The following is a 20,635-nucleotide window of genomic DNA, read 5'->3' on the forward strand; positions in this document are numbered from 1 at the left end:
CTAGGACACAACTCGAAAAGTTATGTCCTAGCCTCCTTTTACTATTAAGAGCTTAAAGTCTCAAAATTAAGAATGATTTATAGTCGTTTTTATGTGTTGTGCCACTATGCGTCCGACGTATCTTTTCTTATTGTTTTTCCTATGGTACGCTATAGAAATAAAGGAGTGGGTTTTCTGTGGTTGATGCATATTTAAATATATTTGTCATTTTTGTCTTGATGTTTATGGGGTACTGGTTAAGTTATCGTCAACTATTTACCAATCAAACAGCGGATGTTTTCTCTAAGCTGGTATTAACGATTGCGCTCCCCTGCAACATGTTTTTAAATATAACAAAAAACTTTTCTAGAGATGAATTTTTGGCCTTGTTTTCTGGGATGTTGATCCCTTTATGTTCGATTTTAGTAACGTTCATTTTAAGTACACTTTATACCAAGTTTTTCAGCGTCTCTTCAACAAGAAAAGGGACATTTATCACGATGTTTACCTTTTCAAATACTATTTTTATGGGCCTACCCATTAACTTAGCAATTTTTGGCGAAGTCGCTGTGCCCTTCGTTCTACTCTACTACATTATTAATACGAGTTTGTTTTGGACAGCCGGTGTCTATAAAATGGCGCAAGATAATCCTGAGAGTCAGCAAGCAAAAATTGAGTTTCATCCAGTTGCTGCCCTGAAAAAGATTTTCTCTCCTGCTCTGATTGGTTTTATCGTAGGGTTAATCTGGGTGTTATGCTCCCTTTCTGTTCCTAAGTTCATCGCTTCTTTTACAGGCTACTTAGGCAATTTAACGACGCCTTTATCGATGTTTGCAATTGGCATTATTGTTTATCAAATTGGTGTCAAAAACTTGCGAATGAATCATGATATTTTTGGTGTTTTATTGGGTCGCTACATTATTTCGCCTTTAATTGTTTGGTTGTTGGGTCAATGGATTCAAGTTCCTGATATGATGCTTCAGGTTTTTATCATTCAATCAGCGATGCCCATTCAAAATTCTGTTCCAATTCTTACACGTTCTTATGGTGGCGATGTCGAATTTGCAGCATCAAGTTTAGGCTATAGTGTCCTCTTATATCTGATCTATATTCCATTTTTGCTACATCTGATTCTTTAACAAATAAAAAACAAGTAAGTCCTACAAAAGAGGCGGGGACATAACTTCATACGTTATGTCCTAGCCTCTCTTTATCCGAATAAACGGTGGGTACAGAAGCAACTCCTGCCCCAACCTCTTGTAGGACTTTTTAATTATTTAGTAATAAGAAGATCTAAACTTGCTAGGGCTAAAGCCATAGAAGCAATTTGACCTAATTGAGCGAGTCGGTTATTTTTCACCTTTTCATCATCGACCATAACCATCGTTTGATTGAAGTACTCATCAATTAGAGGACGTAATGCCACAAGGGCCTGGTAGTTATCTGCCATACCTTGGTTGGCAAAGTTTCCTGAAATCGTTTGAACCGCTTCGTGTAGCTCTTTTTCTGCTGCATTTTCAAACAGGGCGGCATCAACAGAAGGAAGTTTGCTCAAATCATTCTTGTGCCCTTTTTTCGCTAAGTTGATGACACGTGTCAAAGCTTCCATAGATGGTTTGAAGTCGGCATCTGATAAATGCTCACGTAGAATTTTAGCTGAGCTGAATAGTTTAGTTAAGTTCTTTTGCTCAGCTGAAATGACCGCATCAATGACATCGTGGCGCATATTTTTTGTACTCAAGAACTGACGTAAACGAGCTTTGACAAACTCAAGCACTTCGTTTTGATTGGTTGGTAACTCTAAGCCGTAAGTAGCAATATCTTGATTGACTTGTTGGCCAATCTTTTCTTGTAAATCAACTAATGGGAATTCCCATTGATTGTTTTCAATGATGCGAACAATTCCGTACGTTTGACGACGTAATGCATAAGGATCGTTTGACCCACTCGGAATCATACCAACTGCAAAGAATGAAAGGACGCTATCTAGTTTGTCTGCGATAGCTAGAACTGAGCCAATAGCTGATTCAGGAAGTGCCCCTTCACTAGAAATTGGCAGATAATGTTCACGAATAGCTTTAGCTACAGCGGGTGTTTCACCTTGTAGCAGCGCGTATTTTTCACCCATAATCCCTTGAAGTTCAGGGAATTCACCGACCATGTTGGTAACTAAGTCGAATTTGTAGATTTCAGAAGCACGTTGTAAATCAACAAGCTCTTCAGAAGACAAACCAACTGTTTCCCCGATAATTTGAGCAGAAACACCGACCCGTTGCATTTTTTCATAAATACTTCCAATTTTTTCATGGAAAGTGACTTGTTTTAACTTTTGAACACATTGTTCAATCGTTAGTTTTTTATCTTCATTATAGAAAAATTCGGCATCATCCAAACGGGCAGTTAGAACTTTTTCATTTCCTTTGACTACGTTGTCAATTTTGACTTGGTTACCGTTTCGAGCTGCAATAAAATACGGAAGTAACAAGCCTTCTTTGTTGCGAACCTCAAAGTAACGTTGATGTTCTTTCATCGAAGTCACTAGTACTTCTTCGGGGATTGACAGATATTTTTCATCAAAGCTTCCCACAAAAACAGTTGGGTATTCAACTAAATTGTTGACCTCTTCTAATAAGTTTTCATCTAAGTCAAGTGACCAATTATTTTTGGCAGCTAACTCGTTGGCTTGATCAACAATCATTTGTTTACGAATGGTTGATGAAACAACTACAAACTCTGCATTCATTTTTTCTTCATATTGATCGGCATGTTGGAAAGTGACTTCTTCGCCTAAGAAACGATGGCCTCGAGAAGTTCTACCCGTCTCAACATCAAGGATAGAGAAAGGGACAACTTGTTCGTCAAGTAACGCGACAATCCAATGAATTGGACGGATATATTCAAAATCAAAGTTTGACCAATGCATAGTGACAGGGAAGGTTAAGCTTGTGATAACCTCTTTTAATCCAGTCAAGACGTCAAGAGCAGATCGACCTTTTGTATGTTTTGTAACATAAACATACTCAACGCCGTTTAATTCACGGAAAGTAATTGCATCAGTGGTTAGTCCTTGACCGCGAACAAACCCTTCTGCCGCTTTTGACCAGTTTCCTTGGTCATCTTGGGCAATCTTTTTGGCAGGGCCTTTGACTTCTTCTTGCGTATCTTCTTGGCGTTCTGGGATATTTGTGATTTTTAAGGCTAGACGTCGAGGCGTTGAAAACACTTCGACCGTTTCATAACCTAAATTTTGTTCTTCCAAAAATTTGACTGTTTTTTCTTGTAACTGTTCCATACTTGGAGTTACAACATGGGCAGGCATTTCTTCCAAGCCAATTTCTAGTAATAGATTTTTTGCCATCTTATTTGTCCTCCTTCAGTAATGATTCAGCCGTTTCTCTATCTAGTAGAGGATAGGCTAATTTTTTACGTTCAGCAACAAAGATTTTTGCGACTGATTTTGCCATATTACGAATACGTGAAAGATAACCTGCTCGTTCTGTTACAGATACAGCCCCTCGAGCATCCAGTAAATTGAAGGTATGACTACATTTTAGAATATAATCATAGGCTGGATGAACTAAGCTTTCATCGATACAACGTTTGGCTTCTTGTTCAAACTTATTGAAATTTTCTAACAGCATCTCTTGGTTACTGATTTCAAATGAATATTTTGAGTGTTCAAATTCAGGTTGATTGAAGATTTCTCCATATTTTACGCCATCTGTCCATTCTAAATCATAGACACTTTCAACTTCTTGAATATAAGAAGCAAGGCGTTCTAAACCATAAGTAATTTCAGAAGTAACTGGTTTACAAGGCAGCCCACCTACTTGTTGGAAATAAGTGAACTGTGTGATTTCCATTCCGTTTAACCAAACTTCCCAACCAAGGCCGGCACAGCCCATTGAAGGGTTTTCCCAGTTGTCTTCAACAAAACGGATATCATGTTCTAGTGGATCAATTCCTAATAAACGTAGGCTTTCTAAGTACAATTCTTGAATGTTTTCTGGCGATGGTTTCATCACAACTTGAAACTGATGATGTTGATACAGACGGTTAGGATTTTCCCCATAACGTCCATCTGCTGGTCGTCTTGATGGTTCTACGTACGCTGCATTCCAAGGCTCAGGACCAATTGCGCGTAGGAATGTATAAGGACTCATTGTTCCTGCCCCTTTTTCTGTGTCGTAGGCTTGCATTAACATACAGCCATTTTCTGACCAAAACTTTTGTAATGTGAGAATCATTTCTTGAACAGTTAATTTTTTGCTCATTTTACGTACCCCTCCTATTTTGTGTGAGAATAAAAAAAGTCCCTATGTCTCCATTTAGAGACATAGGGACGAATAATCATTCGCGGTTCCACCCTACTTCCGAAAAAAAATCTTCGGCAGCTTCGTTACTTGTACTCGCAAGTGCCTAGTTCAAAAACTGATTGCATCCGGCTTCCACTCTCCCAGACTCGCTTGGCTTCTTGTTTTTTACTTTGCTTGGTCTACGTACGATTCAATATGCTTAATAATAGTCCGAAATCAAAGGGTTTGTCAACCAATTTTCATGAAATTTCAAAAAGTTGTCGACTGACTCGTTTTTTAGTGTGTCTTTTTGAGCTGTCCAGTTGTGTCTACCCCAGAGATTTAAAAGCAAGCATTTAAGTCTGCGAACCCCCAACCAAACAAGTCTTTCTACGCTTTGATTACAAACGTGTCATATTGTGAAAGTTGTGTAGCTTCTGTTAAGACTTGGCCAGTTAATTGATCGCTCTTTCCAACAAAGGCAGCGGGTAGTTTTTGCGTTTCTTCATGGAAGTTCATAACAAAATAAAATTTCTCCGTGTCTGTTTGGCGAAGCACAACCTCTAGTGGCGTATGTTCATCAAGAACAGCGTGAACGTCAGCAGATAAAACAGCTTGTTCAAGGCAGTAATCCAAGCTATCAGCATCTAATTCTGTACCGATATAGTAGACGGTTCCTTCCCCAAACGAATTCTTAGTAACAACCGGTGTTTGTGCATAGAAGTTACTTGTGTAGTTCGCCAAAACTTCAGCGGTTTCTGGATGAATAATATCACAAAGTAGACGGCTAGTTCCCTCTTTTCCAGCAATAAATTGAATGCTATTGGTTTGTTCGGGCGCTAAGGCATCGATTTCTTCCACCCAAACACCAGCTAATTGTCGTAAAGGTCCAGGGTAACCACCTAAATGAACATTATCTGATTCGCCAACAATCCCACTCATAAAACCAGTAACAAACGTTCCTCCTGCTTGAACAAACGCTTCAATACTTTCTTTCACGCCTTCTTTCACCATATAAAAGACCGGAGCAACCACTAGTGAGTAGGCACTTAAATCTTCTTCGCTGCACACAAAATCTACAGCAATGTTTTTGTCATAGAAATAACGATAATATTGATGAATTTGATCGACATATTTTAAGTCTTTGTTTGGCCCGCTCGTATATTCAAGCGCCCAATAGTTTTCCCAATCAAATAAAATTGCGACCCGGCTTTCGTTTTTGGCCCCTAGTAAAGAATCACCAAATGCAGCAAGCTCCGTACCTAACTGAGCTGTTTCTCTAAAGACACGAGTATCCTCTGTTCCCACATGTTCAATCACAGCACCATGGAATTTTTCACAAGCCCCGACTGAACGACGAAGCTGGAAGTATTGAATCGTATCAGCACCATGAGCGACTGTTTGATAGCTTTGTGCTCTCATTTGTCCAGGTTTTTTTAATGAATTATACGGCTGCCAGTTTTGTTGACTTGGTGTTTGTTCCATCAACATAAACGGTTCTTTTTTCAAACTACGCATTAAATCATGTGTTAAGGCAACATAACTCCAAGGTGTGTTATAAGAAGGATAACTATCCCAAGAGACGATATCCATTTCTTTGGCCCATTTGAAGTAGTCTAACGTCTTGTACGTTCCCATTAAGTTTGTGGTGATAGGTGTTGCTTTGTCGTATCGACGAATGGCCTCGCGCTCCATTTTGAAGTTATTTAACAAGCCGTCAGAGTTGAAACGTCGATAATCAATGGAAATTCCGGCAAATGCTGTATTATCATAGTCAATCCCTTCACCTAATGCATTAGGTAGGACAATTTCATCCCATTCATAAATGGTGTGTCCCCAAAATTCTAGATTCCAGGCTTTGTTTAACGCTTCAATTGTTTGGTAACGATTCTTCACCCAAACGCGGAAGGCCTTCTCACAATTGTCGCAGTAACATTCCCCACCGTATTCATTATTAATATGCCAACAAGTTACACGAGGATTCGCACCGTATCGCTCCGCTAATTTGCCTGCTAATTTTTCTGCATATTTTTGATACACCAAACTATTGGGACAAGCATTGTGACGCTGACCAAACTTATGATGACGGCCTTCAAAATCTGTTCGGGCCACTTCAGGATATTTTTTGAACATCCAAGCAGGCAAAGCAGCAGTTGAGGTTGCTAGGACAATGTCATAGTTTTCTTCGGTTAACATCTCGATGACTTCATCTAACTCATCAAAATAATAGTCCGTTTCTGAAGGTTGGATTTTGGCCCAAGAGAACACATTGATTGTTGCACTATTAATTTTGGCATTTTTAAAGATTCGCATATCCTCTTGCCAGACCTCTTTTGGCCATTGATTTGGGTTATAGTCTCCTCCAAATAAAATTCGATTGAACACTTTTTTTGTCATAATTCGTCGCTCCTTCTTGATTAATTACCCTAATTATAGAAGCGATTTCAATTGTTAAGTATAATATGTTAAACTATTGGATATAAAAAAACGAAACAAAAAAGGAAGATGACTCGATGCCTGTTTACTATAATTTGACCTATCAAGATGAGCCCTTGTCCATTGACAGTATTGGTTCTCACTGGGAGCAACCGACTGTCAGCCGTCCATCTGGATATCCTTATTATCATTGGATGCAAACAGAGTCTGGTGTGGGAGAAATATTTCTTGAAGGAAAACGGATTGTTTTAAAAGAAGGCCAAGGCATTCTGATTGCCCCATTTGTTGCACATCAATACTTTTCTCATCGTTCATCTGAGTGGACAACCTCGTTTGCGACGTTTAACGGCAGCTTAGCTAATGAAATTGGGCAAATTGTTGGCAACGCTCCTTACCTACTAGCCGAGGAACAACCTTACTTTTCATTTTTTGAGTGGGTCGAAACGCAAATTCAACAACAAGTAAGTAACCCTTCGATGGATTCAGTCGAATTATCTATTGCTTGTTATCAATTTTTAATGCAGCTTAGTCGGTTTCAAGAGAAACATTCTAGCCAAAAACATGAGCTGTATGTAACCTATGTACAGCCAATAATTGAGGAAATTGAAACAAACTATAGAGAAGCCTTAACGGTCGAACAATTGGCTGAAAAAGTTTTTGTTAGCCCTCAGTATCTTTCGCGTTTGTTCCAACGCTTCTTAGGGATGTCAACCTATGCTTTTTTATTGCGCTATCGCTTAAACAAGGCAAAAGAGCTATTAATTAATCGCCAAGAATTAGAAGTTCAGCAAGTGGCCTATCTCGTTGGTTTCAAAGACACGAGTCATTTTGTGGCGACTTTTAAAAAGGAGAGCTCTTACACACCCTTGGAGTTTCGCCGCTTGCATCGGTAAATTTTTGTTTATTGACAGCTGAATTGAGAAAGCGGGACTTGTCTAACAGGAATTGCCAGCTCAGTTGCAGATTAGAGACCAAAAAACCCACCAGACAAAACAAAAATCGTTCTGTCTGTCTGGGTTTTTACTTATTCTTCCTTTTTAGTTAACATGCCTTCCCAGGACTTCATTTGATCAATAAATTTTTTGCTTTTCAAATGAATCCCGACATATTCATCGTAGAGAAGATCGATAAACTGACGAATCTGTGCTTTGGTTTCAGCTTTGACATTGACCTCCTGTAGCTTATCGTAGGAAATCTCTGAGAACATTCGAACAAAATGAACAGCTCTAGGATCTGCATGATAACGGCGTTCGTCATGCGACCAGTGTGCTTGGCAAAGGACACCGTTATATTTTGAGGAGTAATCAAATTTTCCTTGCGTTTGCCCACAAATAACGCACTGCTTCCAAGTCGGCGAAATACCAAAGCGCTGCAATAATTGAACCTCAAAGATATTCGTAATGATTTCTGCGTCGACCTCCGTATTCATTAAACTCAATGCTTGATGAAGAAAATGATACAGGTGTGGGTCGTACACACGATCATCGACAGCAGCATCGACAAGGTTCAACAGATAGGTGCCGTAGCCACTTAGAAAAATATCTTCTTGAATTTTTCTAAAGCCGTGAATCTCTTTGGCATTGTTTAAGAACGAAAGCCCTTCTTCACGAAAATCCCCGATATAAACGGCCTCTGTAAAAGGTAATAATGCGGGGGTTAAGGGATTGTTTTGGCGATGAGCACCCTTCACAAAAAACATCATCTTTCCAGCTGATTCGGTAAATATTTTGACTAGTTTATCTTTTTCTTTGTGGTTTCGACTTCTCAGAATAATCCCTTTTGATTCGACAAGATGACTCATTTCACTCGCTCCTTCCTGTGCTTCATAAAGAAAGACTGAGACACAAATCGATAGATATGCGTATCAGTCTGATTCATTTTAGCTTTGGTGATTCCTGTCAACGCTTGTGTTAATACTCGTCTTTTCTGTAGCCGTAATCTTGTAAATAGGTTTGTTTATCGCGCCAGTTCTTTTGGACCTTTACCCAAACCTCTAAGAAGACTTTATCTCCTAATAATAGTTCAATATCTTTGCGGGCTTTTGTGCCGATTTGTTTCAACATCTTGCCGCCTTTACCAATCACAATTCCTTTTTGACTATCACGCTCCACAATAATTGTGGCGAGGATACGAACCTTGTCGTTTTCATCGCGGTGCATCTTATCAATCACAACCGCCACTGAATGAGGGACTTCATCTCGAGTCAACTCTAAGACTTTTTCTCGAATCAATTCAGATACAATGAAGTATTCTGGGTGATCGGTTACTTGGTCATCAGGGAAATATTGAGGTCCTTCAGGCATTTTGTCTACTAAGATAGCCATTAAATGTTCGACATTATTGCCTTCAGCTGCTGAAATCGGTACAATCTCTGAAAATTCCATTTGTGAGGTGTAATCTTCAATAATTCCTAATAAAGCATCTGGATGAACCTTATCTATTTTGTTGATGATTAAATAGACAGGTGAAGAAACATTTTTTAAACGTTCAATGATGAAGTCATCACCACGGCCACGTTTTTCATCGGCACTAATCATAAACAGAACCGCATCCACTTCGCGTAAAGCACTGTAAGCCGCCTCGACCATAAAGTCCCCTAGGCGATGTTTTGGTTTATGAATTCCTGGTGTATCAATAAAGACCATTTGCGTATCAGCGGTTGTGTAAACACCCTGAATTTTGTTTCTTGTTGTTTGTGCTTTGTCACTCATGATGGCAATTTTTTGCCCCACGATTCGATTAAGTAGTGTTGATTTTCCAACATTTGGTCTGCCCACAATGGCAACGAACCCTGATTTATGTGTAGTCATAGTTTCCCCCTAGATTGTTTAACGAAAAATAAGTTGGTATAGTTTTGGGATAAATAAAATCGCCCCGATTAATGCCGCAAATAAAGCAGTTAGTAAAACAGCGCCTGCTGCCATATCCTTGACTCTTTTGCCAATGGGATGGAAATGAAAGTCGGTTACCATGTCTACCACATTTTCAAAAATAGTATTAATAATTTCGACGACCCAAACTAAAAAAATAGCTAATAATAACCACAGCCACTCCATTTGGGACAATTTGAAGATGAATCCTGCCCCGATGGCAAGAACGCCGAACAGTCCATGTTTACGCATGTTTCTTTCTTCTTGAAAGACCGTTTTGATTCCTTGAATGGCAAACTCGACAGAACGAACAAAATGTTTGTTTTTTTCAATAGGTTGCTTATCTTTTGAGTCCATACGCATCAAGTATCTCTTTCTGTAGGCCAAACATCTCTTCTTCATCCTCAGCAGTCATGTGGTCATAACCGTTGATGTGTAAAAATCCATGAACGGCAAGAAAGCCTAACTCTCGGTCATACGTGTGGCCAAATTCTTCGGCTTGTTCAGCTGCACGCTCGATAGAAATCATGATATCGCCCAAATTTCTAGGAATATCTAGTTCGTCATCCTCAAAAATCACAGGGACTTCATCTTCCCCTTCTTCTTCTAAGGCGAAACTAATGACATCAGTTGGCGCATCTTTCCCACGATAGTCACGGTTAATAACTTGAATCGCTGCATTATTCATAAAAGTGACAGACATTTCAGTATCCTTTGGAAGGGATAAGTAATCTGCTGCAAACTGTAGCAGATTTTCAATTTCTTTTATTTTTTCTTCAGAAACTTTGGTTGTCTCATCGATAAAAGTAATATCCATTAGGCATCTCTTCTTTCTTGTTCTTCTTTCATCTTTTCAGCTTCAGATTTCATTTTTGGGTATTTAATCCGTGAATGGAAAGTACTGCTTAATCCATTGATTAATGATTTTTCAACTTTACGAATTTCTTTTAACGTCAGTCCTGTATCATCTAATTGCCCATCTAGGATTCGACTTTCAATCAAGTCAGAAACAAATTTCTCGATTTTTTCATTGGTTGGATGATCCATTGCACGTACGGCAGCTTCACAACTATCGGCAATATTAACAATCCCCGCTTCCCGACTTTGCGGTCTTGGTCCAGGATAACGGAATTGTTCCTCTGTTACCTCAGGATTACGTTCTTTGGCTTTTACATAAAAGTAGCGCATTAAAGTTGTTCCGTGGTGTTGTTTACAAATATCGATAACCATCTCTGGCATGCCATATTCTTCCAATATCTTGGCGCCATCAATCACGTGACCGAAAATAATTTGTTTACTATCTTCAGGGAGTAAGAAGTTATGTGGATTTTCAGCTCCTGAAGGAAGATTTTCCACAAAAAAGTTGGCGTGTTTGATTTTTCCAATATCATGGTAGTAACAAGCCACTCGTGTTAACAGTGAACGCCCACCAATTTCTGCTACAGCATTGGCACTTAGGTTGGCAACCATCATACTGTGATGATACGTCCCTGGTGCTTCTTCTAACAGCTGTTTTAATAATGGATGATTAGGGTTACTTAACTCGTTTAAGACAATCATACTATCATCGGTAATCATTAATTCGATATAAGGATGTAGTCCCATACTTAATAAGAAAGAAAGCAAACAGCCTGCTAGTCCACAGACTAATGCGGTCCACGTTTTACCATCACTAAAGTTCATTCCTTGATAGATGATTAAAATAACATTCATCAACACTGGGAAGATAATCACCCACATGACGGCTGGCCAGCCTTGCTCCGAGATTCTTTGATGTTTTACGACCGTTGCCATAAGCCCAGTAAATAAATACGTAATCAGGGTGATGACAAGGAAGTTTGTGCCAATGGAATCATAGAACACAAAGAGTGCAAAAATCACTTGAAACAGCGCTGATACGACCCCTGTTCGCCTGTTTAAAAAGTAACTTAGAACTAACGGCGTAAAGGCAGCTGGGAAAAAGAGCGCAATATACATCAGCTGCTCAGATTGGAACATTTGGAAAAACTTCATTAAGATGACACTCATCGCCATCGCTGCAACATAAAAGAAAACAAACTTTTGTCGTTGATCTTCTTGGAATTGATAAGAGAAGTACAGTAACACTAAAATTTGTAAAATAATCGTTAAGGCTAAAGCAACTAACGGAAAAATTGATGTGTTGGTGCTTGTAAGTCCTAATAATTTTAACTTTTCAATCGCGTTAGCATCGATTTGATTTCCTTCACGCACAATCACTTCCCCTTGAATAATCATGACAGGTAAAACGGCCTGACGAGCTGCTTCACGCAATTCTTCTGTTCGTTTTTCGTTAGGGAAATCATTGACAACAATTCCTAGATTGATTAAGTAACGGATATCCTGCTGTTGTGCAGCGGTGATATTTAAATATTGTAATTTATCTGTTGCTTCTTGTTGAAAGTTTTCTAAATCACTCTCACGAATTTGTTTAGCCATCTGCTCATCAACCAATGTTAATGTCTCTGTGCGAATGGTTTCAATCTCTTCTGTGGTCATCAACATAATCGTTTGATAAAACTGATTCGGCAATTTCTGATAAAGTGCGACGTCTTCATCCTTAGCCCCTTCAAATTCCTTCTTTAAAGCAGCGACTCGTTCGTCGGCGGTTGGCTTTGGGACGTTGGTACCAGATTTGGCTTTCGCTACTTTTTCTTTATACTCGCTATCCACTTGTTCATTCGTTTTTGTAATCAGAGAAAACAGATTGTTTAAACGATCATGTTGTTGCGTAGCTAGATCTTCTTGATAACTATATTCTGGTGTTACAGCCTCAGCCGCTAATTTACGCTTCTGCTCAGTCTCAGCGGTATTTTCAATCGTTTTGTTTGCACGAATGCTTTCTGTGGCGACTTGTCCTTCTTTGTAATCAACTGCTTTTTGTTTGACACTACTAAATGTAATCCCAAATAAAAAGAGGGCAAAGAGAACTAAAACGCTGGGTAAAAAGAAGTGTCCTAGCTTCTCACGTATTTTTAAGACGGTTCTATTAAACACTTATTTCCCTCCTAAATTGGTTTCAGTCTTTGGCTTCTTGACGTAAGTTTTCTTGTTCATAGGCTTGAATGATTTCTGCCACAACCGGATGTCGGACCACATCACTTGCTTCAAAAGTGACAAAATCAATTTTTTTGATTGATTTTAGGGTCTTTTCTGCATGGATTAAACCACTCATTACGCCACGTGGCAAGTCAATTTGACTACTATCGCCGTTAACAATCATTTTTGATTGGAAACCTAAACGTGTTAAAAACATCTTCATTTGAGCAATCGTTGTGTTTTGAGCTTCATCTAGAATTACAAATGCATCATCTAAGGTTCGGCCACGCATATACGCTAAAGGCGCAATCTCGATGACCCCTCGTTCCATTAAACGATTGGTATGCTCTGTTCCAAAGATTTGATATAGGGCATCGTAAACTGGGCGAAGATAAGGATCGACCTTTTCTTTTAAATCACCAGGTAAAAAGCCTAGATTTTCCCCTGCTTCAACGGCTGGACGAGTCAAAATAATCTTTTGTACTTCGCCTTTTTTTAAGGCAGCAATAGCCATGACCACAGCTAAGAACGTTTTTCCCGTTCCAGCAGGTCCAATGCCAAAGACAACATCGTGTCGTTTCACAGAAGCAACATAATTTTTTTGACCAATATTTTTCACACGAATGGGTTTTCCATGATGATCTTTGACAATTTCTTCTTCATACATGTCAACAAAATAATCAATGGTTCCTTTACGGGCCATTTTTAGAGCCGTCACCACATCAGGTGTGCTGATGTGAATTCCTCGATTGATTAATTCTTGAAGCATACGAATCACTTCTGCCACTAAATCAACCTCATCAGGTTCACCAATAATTTGAATCATTTCTCCACGGGTGTGGATGTCTGTTTTTGTATTGTCTTCAAGAAATTTAATATGTTTATCGTGCGCGCCTAAGAGCATGCTGATGTCATCGGTCGCGCTCAGTTTTATTTCCAAAGATTTTGACTCTTCTGCTGTCAAAAATGCGTCATCTCCTTCAATTTATATTCCTTCCTATAATACCACATTCTGGGAAAAAGAAAAAATAGCAGATGATACCTACAAGGCTCAGTGATATTGGATTATCGGTTACTATTCACGGACAAATTAAGAAAGCGACACTCGTCTATCAGATTTTTCCTTAACAAGAATGAAGAATGGCAGCCAAAAAAACACCGCAGACACGAAGTCTGTGGTGTTTAGACGTTTCTTATTCAGGTTGCAAAAGTTCTTTTACTATTGCGTTGACTTGATTGCCATCCGCTTTGCCTTTTACTTGGGGCATAACAAGACCCATAACTTTTCCAAATTCCTTTGGAGAAGTGGCACCAGTTTTTTCAATCGCACCTTGGACAATTTGACGAATCTCTTCATCAGAAAGTTGTTCAGGCATATACTTCTCAACAATAATAATTTCACTTTTGACTTTGTCTGCTAGATCATCGCGCCCCGCTTTTTCAAACTCTGATAGAGAATCACGTCGTTGTTTCATTTCGCGAGACAACACGGTTAATTCTTCTTCATTATCCAAGTCGTGGCCAGCTTTAATCTGTTCGTTTTGAATGGCTGCTTTTAACATACGAACGACTTGCAAGGTTTCCTTGTCTTTTGCCTTCATCGCAGTTTTCATATCATCATTCAACGTACTTAGTAGTGACACACTACCAGCTCCTCATCAATGAACTAGAATTTTTTACGTTTTCTAGCTGCTTCAGATTTTTTCTTACGCTTTACACTTGGTTTTTCGTAGAATTCACGTTTACGAGATTCTTGTAATGTACCCGCTTTTGACACGGAACGTTTGAAGCGACGAAGAGCATCGTCAAGAGATTCGTTTTTACGAACGACTGTTTTTGACATGTTAATTCCCTCCCTCCGAGCTTAAAAAGTAACCGTTTTTGCTATTGAAAGTTAATATCTCAAAAAACAAGACTGTCCTTAAAATATTATATCGAAAGCCCCTAAGACCGTCAAGGCATTCAGGGAAAGTTTTGTGAATTATTCGTCTAACTATGAGAAAATAGGTAGGATTTTCCTTATTTTGGCAAAAATCACTAGAAATTTCGAGAATTCTTTGTTTTTTTATTAAAAAATAAAAAAATTTTTTCTATTATTCTTTATTTTTCCCCTATTGACATTCTTCGCAGCGACCTAAAATTTCAAATCGATGTCCTTCGATAGTACAGCCTGAAAGCTGCTCTTCAAAAAAGTTCATCGGGCACATATGGATTTCTTTTGTTTTCCCGCAAACCGTACAGATAAAATGATGGTGATGCCCTACATTCCCCTGGCAACAGTGAAAACGAAACTTCATCTCCCCGTTCAAATCTGTTTCCTCTAATAAGTCAAGCTCAGAAAAATCATGAAGGTTTCGATAAATCGTATCGTAACTTAAGCCAGGAAATGATTCTTGCATAAAATGATGGACCTCTTTTGCAGAAACATATCGATTTCTTTTGATTAAATAAGTCAGTAAGGCTTCTCTTTTTTTAGTGTACTTTAGACCATTATCTTTTAAACAGTCAAGCGATTGTTGGATAAGTGTTTGTTGATTCATTTAATATCCCTCCTAAATCCAAACGATTCCGAATTACGACTTCGATTTTATGGTATAATAAATTATCAAATTTTGCAAGAGAGGTTTTTATTATGACAGATGAAACAATGGAAATTGTCACGTTTTATGTAATTTCAGATTCCGCTGGTGAAACAGCAACCAAATTGGCACAAGCTTCTATGGCGCAGTACCCTTCTGTAGAGTTTAATTTATTCCGCAGAACCTTTGTGAATGACAAGGAGCTTCTATTAAAAGCATTAGAGGATGCTAAAGAAGAAAATGCAATGGTCTTACATACGATTATTAATGAAGAATTAGTAACGATTACGAATGACTTTTGTGAGAAAAATGATCTCTTTAGTTTTGATGTATTAACACCGGCAGTGAGAGAAATCGAGCGCCGATCTAGTATCGCCCCTTCTAGAGAACCGGGTGCTTTACACCATCTAAACGAAAATTACTTTAAGCGAATTAAAGCAATGGAGTTTGCCGTAAAATACGATGATGGAAAAGATCCTCGTGGGTTCTTAGAAGCAGATGTGGTGTTACTAGGTGTTTCGCGGACATCTAAAACTCCTTTGAGTTTGTTTTTAGCCAACAAAAATCTTAAAGTAGCGAATCTTCCACTCGTTCCACAAGCACATATTCCAAAACAAATTTGGGAAGTCGATCCTAAGAAAATTGTTGGACTAACCAATGATCCAGATATTTTGAACAATATTCGAAAAGAACGAATGAAGTCTTATGGTTTAAACCCCGACACGGCTTATTCAGATATTGAAAAAATTAAAGCTGAATTAGTCTTCGCTAATGATTTGTATAAAAAGCTAGGTTGTGAAGTAATTAATGTAGCGACTCTTTCAATTGAAGAAACAGCGTCGATTATCCTAAACGCGCTTAATTTAGAAGATCATAGCTATTACGGAGCGGTGTAAACTAGAGCCTTAAAAAAGAGGTTGAGACGGAAGCGTTTAACGTCGAGAAATAAGATGGTGTTGCTTCTGTGCCCACCGTTTATTCGTAGAAAAAGAGGTTGGGACAGGAGTGTTTAACTCCGAGAAATAAGAAGGAATTCACGGAAATTGTTCTTCAAATTTTTGTGAATTTCAGCTTATTTCCGAAGGAGTTGCTTCTGTATCCACCGTTTATTCGGATAAAAATGGACTGTAACTTAGGTTATAGTCCATTTTTCTTGCTTGATATCTTCAAGTTCATATGGGGTGAATTGATAAACATCATTCAGCCAATTATGATAGAGCAAGTTCGCATGGGCGCGCCAATTGTTTTTGACTTGTCCATGGGAGCTTTTCGAATAATAATTTGCAGGTGGTAACGTATCAAGTCCCTTAGCTTTATCGCGCGTGTATTCATTTTCTAAGGAAAGCGTGTCATATTCAAAATGCCCGAGAACAAAGATGTTTCGATAATTCTCTGAAGCGATGATTGTCGCACCGATTTCTTCTGAACGAGCAAGGACAGTCAGTGGACACTCAGATAATTTTTGTTCATCAATTCCCGTGTATCTAGACTGAGGACAATAAAAAATATCATCAAAGCCCCTAAGAAGACGCGGGTTTCCAAGTGTTTCTTGGGAATAAACGCCAAACAATTTTTTTGAGTAGCGAATTTTTTCTATTTGGTAATGGTGATACAGACTTGCTTGAGCCCCCCAACAAATATGGAGTGTCGAGGTGACATTTGTCTGTGACCAATCCATAATTTCTTGCAGCTCCTGCCAATAATTAACCTCTTCAAAAGCCAATGTTTCAATCGGGGCGCCTGTAATAATCAACGCGTCGTAACATTGGTCTTTTACTTGCGAAAACTCCAAATAAAATTTTGATAGATGATGAAGACTGGTATTTTTATGGACATGTCCAGTAATTTTCAAGAATTCAACATCAATCTGTAACGGTGTTTGGCTAATTAAGCGAAGAAGCTGAATTTCTGTATCAATTTTGTTTGGCATTAGATTCAACACTAAAAGTTTTAAAGGACGAATATCTTGGTGTGCTGCCCGTTCATCTTGAATGGCAAAAATATCTTCTTTTTCAATTATTTGTTTTGCGGGAAACCCGTCAAGTAATTTAATGGGCATACTATTGCTCCAATAAAGCAAATGCTTGGGCTAAGTCGGCTAAGATATCTTGACTATTTTCAATTCCACAAGAAAGTCGAACAAGTCCGGCTGAGATCCCTACGGCTTTCAACTCTTCTTCGCTTAATTGTCGATGAGTTGAGGTTGCTGGATGGAGTGCGCAAGTTCTGATATCTGCCACATGAACTTCTAAACTCACTAAGGAAAGCTTATCCAACCAAGCGGCAGCCACCTCTTTCCCACCTTCAATCGTAAAGGAAATCACCCCGCATAAACCGTTTGGGACATATTTTTGAGCTAACTCATATTCCGAATCTGTTTTTAGTCCTGGATAAGAAATAGACGAAACGCGAGGCTGTGTCGCTAAATATTCGGCAACTTCAAGGGCATTTTGATAATGACGATCCATTCTGACAGCTAATGTCTCCATCCCTAAGTTCAGCAAAAATGAGTTTTGTGGAGAAGGCGTCGCACCTAAATCTCTCATCAATTGAACGCGCGCTTTTGTAATGTACGCAGCTTTTCCAAAAGTTTCTGTATAGACTAGTCCATGATAGGTCACATCAGGCGTGCTAAGTTGCGGGAATTTACCATTCGTCCAATCAAAGTTGCCGCTATCAACAATCACACCACCTGTTTGAACGGCATGTCCATCAAGATATTTGGTGGTACTATGAATCACAATGTCTGCCCCAAATTCGATTGGGCGACAGAAGTAAGGCGTCGCAAAGGTATTGTCAATAAAAAATGGTACATTAGAATCATGTGCTAAGTCTGCAAATTTTTCTATATCTAGCACAGCCATTGCAGGGTTGGCAATTGTTTCTGCAAACACAGCTTTTGTGTTTGGCTGGATGGCTTTTTTTAATTCCTCTAGAGTTGCGGTTTGGTCAACAAAGGTTACTTCAATCCCCATTTTTTTAAAGGTATGGGCAAATAAGTTATACGTGCCTCCATAAATTAGATTAGAAGAGATGAAGTGATCTCCGGCTTCCAAGATGTTTAACAACGCAAAGAAGGTTGCGGCTTGCCCAGAAGAAGTACATAGAGCACCGACGCCTCCTTCTAAGGCCGCGATTTTTTGTTCAGCAGCATCAGTGGTTGGGTTACCAATCCGTGTATAAAAATAACCCGCTTTTTCCAAATCAAAAAGTTTACCGATTTCTTCTGTTGAATCATAAGTATAAGTCGTGCTCTGAACAATTGGTAACACTCGTGGTTCGCCATTTTTTGGTTGGTACCCCGCGTGTAGACATTTTGTTTCAAATTCCATAATGAACATCCTCCATTTTTTGTTTTTTTATGAAAAAAAGGTGGTAAGTAATCCCGTACTCACCAGCCCTTTTTTATGAACTTAGTTTAAACGAAAGCCGGCCATTTCAGCGCATAACGCAATTCCTGCTTCCCTGTGATTGGTGTGCCTCTCGTCATTTGGTCATCTAAAATACTTGAACGCCCTCTTTATCAACATGTAACAAATTGATTTGGGCCTGTTCGTCTAGTTCGGTGAGACGAGCCATAAGAGCCTCTGTTTTTTCTTCAGGAGAGAGAACTAAAATAGTCGGTCCAGCACCACTTAAAAATGAAGCGTAGGCGCCTTCTTCATGACAAATTTCACGAATATCTTTCAAATGAGGAACTAGGTGCATTCGATAACTTTCATGCCACTTATCTTTTTCCATCATGACACCTGCAAGAGGCAGATTGCCATTCAAAATCGCTGCAATCATAACATTAGCAATGCCGCTAGCTGCCACTGCTTCCTTATACGAAATTGACTCTGGCAAGACACTACGGCTTTCTGTCGTCAATAGTTCGTGGCTAGGTACATAGGCTAATACATCACAATCTGGAAAATGGTGTTTAACATAGTGAACCGCGCCATCTAAAAAGCTAGCAACAACAAAACCACCGCAAATAGCTGGAGCAACATTGTCGGGATGTCCTTCAAGCTCTGTAGCAATTTGAACTTTATCCTTTACTGAAAGATGTAAATTTCCTAGGCGATTGGCTAACTCTATACCCGCGACAATGACTGACGAGCTACTGCCTAAACCACGTGCTAAAGGGATTTCTGAAGTCATTTTTAAGCGTTTAGGAGATAAGTTCGGTGCCAAAGCTAAAGCTGTCTGTAACAGTAAGTTTGACCCATCTGTTGGAATTTCTCCAGAAAGGTTGTGTTCAATAATCCAAGTGTCGGTGTCTTCTAATACTTCAATGAAAAGATATTCTGATAAAGCAATTCCACAAGAATCAAATCCTGGGCCTAAATTAGCGCTCGTAGCAGGGACTCTGATTTTCATAGTTTTGCGACTCCTTCACGTAGATGCATGCGCATTTCTTCTAAGTCACTCATTTTAGAGATGGTCACATCAGTTGCGTTAATTGCCGTATCAGGATCTTTTAACCCGTTTCCAGTGAAGACTGCGACCACTGTTTCGCCAGGTTTAATTTTGCCTGACTGAACATGTTGGATAACGCCTGCCAATGAAGCAGCTGAGCCGGGTTCAACAAAGACCCCATCTTGAGCAGCCACTTTTCGGTAAGCATTTAGAATTTCTTCATCAGTTACGGCATCAATATAACCAGATGATTCATCACGGGCCGCTTCTGCCAATTTCCAGCTAGCAGGGTTACCGATACGAATCGCTGTGGCGACAGTTTCTGGCTGCTCCACTACTTCACCGCGAACAATCGCTGCCGCACCTTCAGCTTCAAATCCATGCATTCGTGGTAAAGCAGTTCCTTTGACTTCATGCCACTCTTTAAACCCTTTCCAGTAAGCAGAAATATTCCCTGCGTTACCTACAGGAATGGCTAACACGTCAGGTGCTTGTCCCAATTGTTCACAGACTTCAAAGGCCGCTGTTTTTTGCCCTTCCAAACGATAAGGGTTCACTGAATTGACCAAAGCCACCGCTTCTGTTTTGGCGATATCTCTCACGGCTTTTAAGGCTTCATCAAAGTTGCCTGGAATCGAGATGATATCAGCACCGTACACAATCGCTTGCGCCAATTTACCCATAGCAATCTTACCGTCTGGAATCACTACATAGGCTTTGACGCCCGCACGTGTGGCATAAGCTGCGGCTGCGGCACTGGTATTTCCTGTAGAGGCACAGACAATCGCTTTGGCCCCTTCCTCGACGGCCTTGGCAACAGCCATCACCATGCCACGATCTTTAAATGAGCCAGTCGGGTTTAAGCCTTCGTATTTCCCATACAAAGTAATGCCTAGTTCTTTTGACAAATTGTGCAAAGGAATTAAGGGTGTATTCCCTTCTGCTAAAGAAATCATTGGCGTTTTTTCAGTGATTGGTAAATAGTCTTTATATTGTTTTAATAATCCTTCATACATAC

At 39.4% G+C, this 20,635-nt stretch carries 19 protein-coding genes and 1 pseudogene; 4 read left to right on the forward strand and 16 right to left on the reverse strand.

Annotated elements, in window-relative coordinates:
- Positions 1-176: 176 nt before the first annotated feature.
- On the forward strand, positions 177-1,118 hold the full coding sequence (locus IGI37_RS11790) for an AEC family transporter (RefSeq protein ID WP_438762150.1): 942 nt from the start codon (positions 177-179) through the stop codon (positions 1,116-1,118).
- 134 nt (positions 1,119-1,252) lie between these two features.
- On the opposite strand, the gene glyS is transcribed toward IGI37_RS11790, so the two are convergent.
- The 3 genes from glyS to IGI37_RS11805 form a co-directional block, all read right to left on the reverse strand.
- Positions 1,253-3,337, reverse strand: a complete 2,085-nt coding sequence (gene glyS / locus IGI37_RS11795; protein ID WP_438762152.1) for a glycine--tRNA ligase subunit beta — start codon at positions 3,335-3,337, stop codon at positions 1,253-1,255.
- 1 nt (position 3,338) lies between these two features.
- Entirely contained in the window at positions 3,339-4,253 is a 915-nt protein-coding gene (gene glyQ / locus IGI37_RS11800; protein ID WP_438762154.1) for a glycine--tRNA ligase subunit alpha, read from the reverse strand.
- Positions 4,254-4,664: 411 nt separating this feature from the next.
- On the reverse strand, positions 4,665-6,671 hold the full coding sequence (locus tag IGI37_RS11805; protein ID WP_438762156.1) for a beta-galactosidase: 2,007 nt from the start codon (positions 6,669-6,671) through the stop codon (positions 4,665-4,667).
- 116 nt (positions 6,672-6,787) lie between these two features.
- Between IGI37_RS11805 and IGI37_RS11810 the strand changes: the two genes are divergently transcribed.
- Positions 6,788-7,603: an AraC family transcriptional regulator gene (locus tag IGI37_RS11810; protein WP_438762158.1), complete on the forward strand. Its 816-nt coding sequence runs from the start codon at positions 6,788-6,790 to the stop codon at positions 7,601-7,603.
- A 131-nt stretch (positions 7,604-7,734) separates the two neighbouring features.
- Here the strand turns inward: IGI37_RS11810 and recO are convergent, their stop codons facing one another.
- From recO to IGI37_RS11855, 9 genes are all read right to left on the reverse strand, one after another.
- A complete protein-coding gene (gene recO, locus IGI37_RS11815; protein ID WP_438762160.1) occupies positions 7,735-8,511 on the reverse strand; it encodes a DNA repair protein RecO in 777 nt (258 codons plus the stop codon).
- A 109-nt stretch (positions 8,512-8,620) separates the two neighbouring features.
- Positions 8,621-9,520 carry a GTPase Era gene (era, locus tag IGI37_RS11820; protein ID WP_438762162.1) on the reverse strand — a complete coding sequence of 300 codons (900 nt, stop codon included), beginning with the start codon at positions 9,518-9,520 and terminating at the stop codon, positions 8,621-8,623.
- Positions 9,521-9,538: 18 nt separating this feature from the next.
- A complete protein-coding gene (locus tag IGI37_RS11825; RefSeq protein WP_438763642.1) occupies positions 9,539-9,937 on the reverse strand; it encodes a diacylglycerol kinase family protein in 399 nt (132 codons plus the stop codon).
- On the reverse strand, positions 9,921-10,397 hold the full coding sequence (gene ybeY / locus IGI37_RS11830; RefSeq protein ID WP_438762164.1) for an rRNA maturation RNase YbeY: 477 nt from the start codon (positions 10,395-10,397) through the stop codon (positions 9,921-9,923). Before ybeY ends, IGI37_RS11825 begins: the two co-directional genes overlap by 17 nt.
- A complete protein-coding gene (locus IGI37_RS11835; RefSeq protein WP_438762166.1) occupies positions 10,397-12,595 on the reverse strand; it encodes an HD family phosphohydrolase in 2,199 nt (732 codons plus the stop codon). Before IGI37_RS11835 ends, ybeY begins: the two co-directional genes overlap by 1 nt.
- Positions 12,596-12,617: 22 nt before the next feature.
- Positions 12,618-13,541 (reverse strand): PhoH family protein, encoded by a 924-nt coding sequence (locus IGI37_RS11840; protein WP_438763643.1) that lies wholly within the window; start codon positions 13,539-13,541, stop codon positions 12,618-12,620.
- Positions 13,542-13,830: 289 nt separating this feature from the next.
- Complete coding sequence (locus IGI37_RS11845; protein ID WP_438762167.1) at positions 13,831-14,280, reverse strand: GatB/YqeY domain-containing protein; 450 nt, start codon at positions 14,278-14,280, stop codon at positions 13,831-13,833.
- Between the two features lie 23 nt (positions 14,281-14,303).
- Positions 14,304-14,480 (reverse strand): 30S ribosomal protein S21, encoded by a 177-nt coding sequence (rpsU, locus tag IGI37_RS11850; protein ID WP_002356740.1) that lies wholly within the window; start codon positions 14,478-14,480, stop codon positions 14,304-14,306.
- Positions 14,481-14,748: 268 nt separating this feature from the next.
- Positions 14,749-15,177 carry a Fur family transcriptional regulator gene (locus tag IGI37_RS11855; RefSeq protein WP_438762168.1) on the reverse strand — a complete coding sequence of 143 codons (429 nt, stop codon included), beginning with the start codon at positions 15,175-15,177 and terminating at the stop codon, positions 14,749-14,751.
- 92 nt (positions 15,178-15,269) lie between these two features.
- Here IGI37_RS11855 and IGI37_RS11860 point away from each other — a divergent pair, with 92 nt between their 5' ends.
- Together IGI37_RS11860 and IGI37_RS11865 are read left to right on the forward strand one after the other, a co-directional pair.
- Positions 15,270-16,112, forward strand: a complete 843-nt coding sequence (locus tag IGI37_RS11860) for a pyruvate, water dikinase regulatory protein (protein ID WP_438762170.1) — start codon at positions 15,270-15,272, stop codon at positions 16,110-16,112.
- Between the two features lie 98 nt (positions 16,113-16,210).
- Positions 16,211-16,333: pseudogene (locus IGI37_RS11865) on the forward strand (DUF3788 family protein); the annotation flags it as partial.
- 15 nt (positions 16,334-16,348) lie between these two features.
- Here the strand turns inward: IGI37_RS11865 and IGI37_RS11870 are convergent.
- The 4 genes from IGI37_RS11870 to thrC form a co-directional block, all read right to left on the reverse strand.
- Positions 16,349-17,275 carry a homoserine O-succinyltransferase gene (locus IGI37_RS11870; RefSeq protein ID WP_438762172.1) on the reverse strand — a complete coding sequence of 309 codons (927 nt, stop codon included), beginning with the start codon at positions 17,273-17,275 and terminating at the stop codon, positions 16,349-16,351.
- Between the two features lies 1 nt (position 17,276).
- Positions 17,277-18,548, reverse strand: a complete 1,272-nt coding sequence (locus IGI37_RS11875) for an O-acetylhomoserine aminocarboxypropyltransferase/cysteine synthase family protein (RefSeq protein ID WP_438762174.1) — start codon at positions 18,546-18,548, stop codon at positions 17,277-17,279.
- Positions 18,549-18,714: 166 nt separating this feature from the next.
- Positions 18,715-19,578, reverse strand: a complete 864-nt coding sequence (gene thrB, locus IGI37_RS11880) for a homoserine kinase (RefSeq protein ID WP_438762175.1) — start codon at positions 19,576-19,578, stop codon at positions 18,715-18,717.
- A complete protein-coding gene (thrC, locus tag IGI37_RS11885) occupies positions 19,575-20,633 on the reverse strand; it encodes a threonine synthase (RefSeq protein WP_438762177.1) in 1,059 nt (352 codons plus the stop codon). Before thrC ends, thrB begins: the two co-directional genes overlap by 4 nt.
- Positions 20,634-20,635 lie beyond the last annotated feature (2 nt).

It is taken from the genome of Enterococcus sp. AZ194 (assembly GCF_051713825.1).
Lineage (GTDB): Bacteria > Bacillota > Bacilli > Lactobacillales > Enterococcaceae > Enterococcus_K.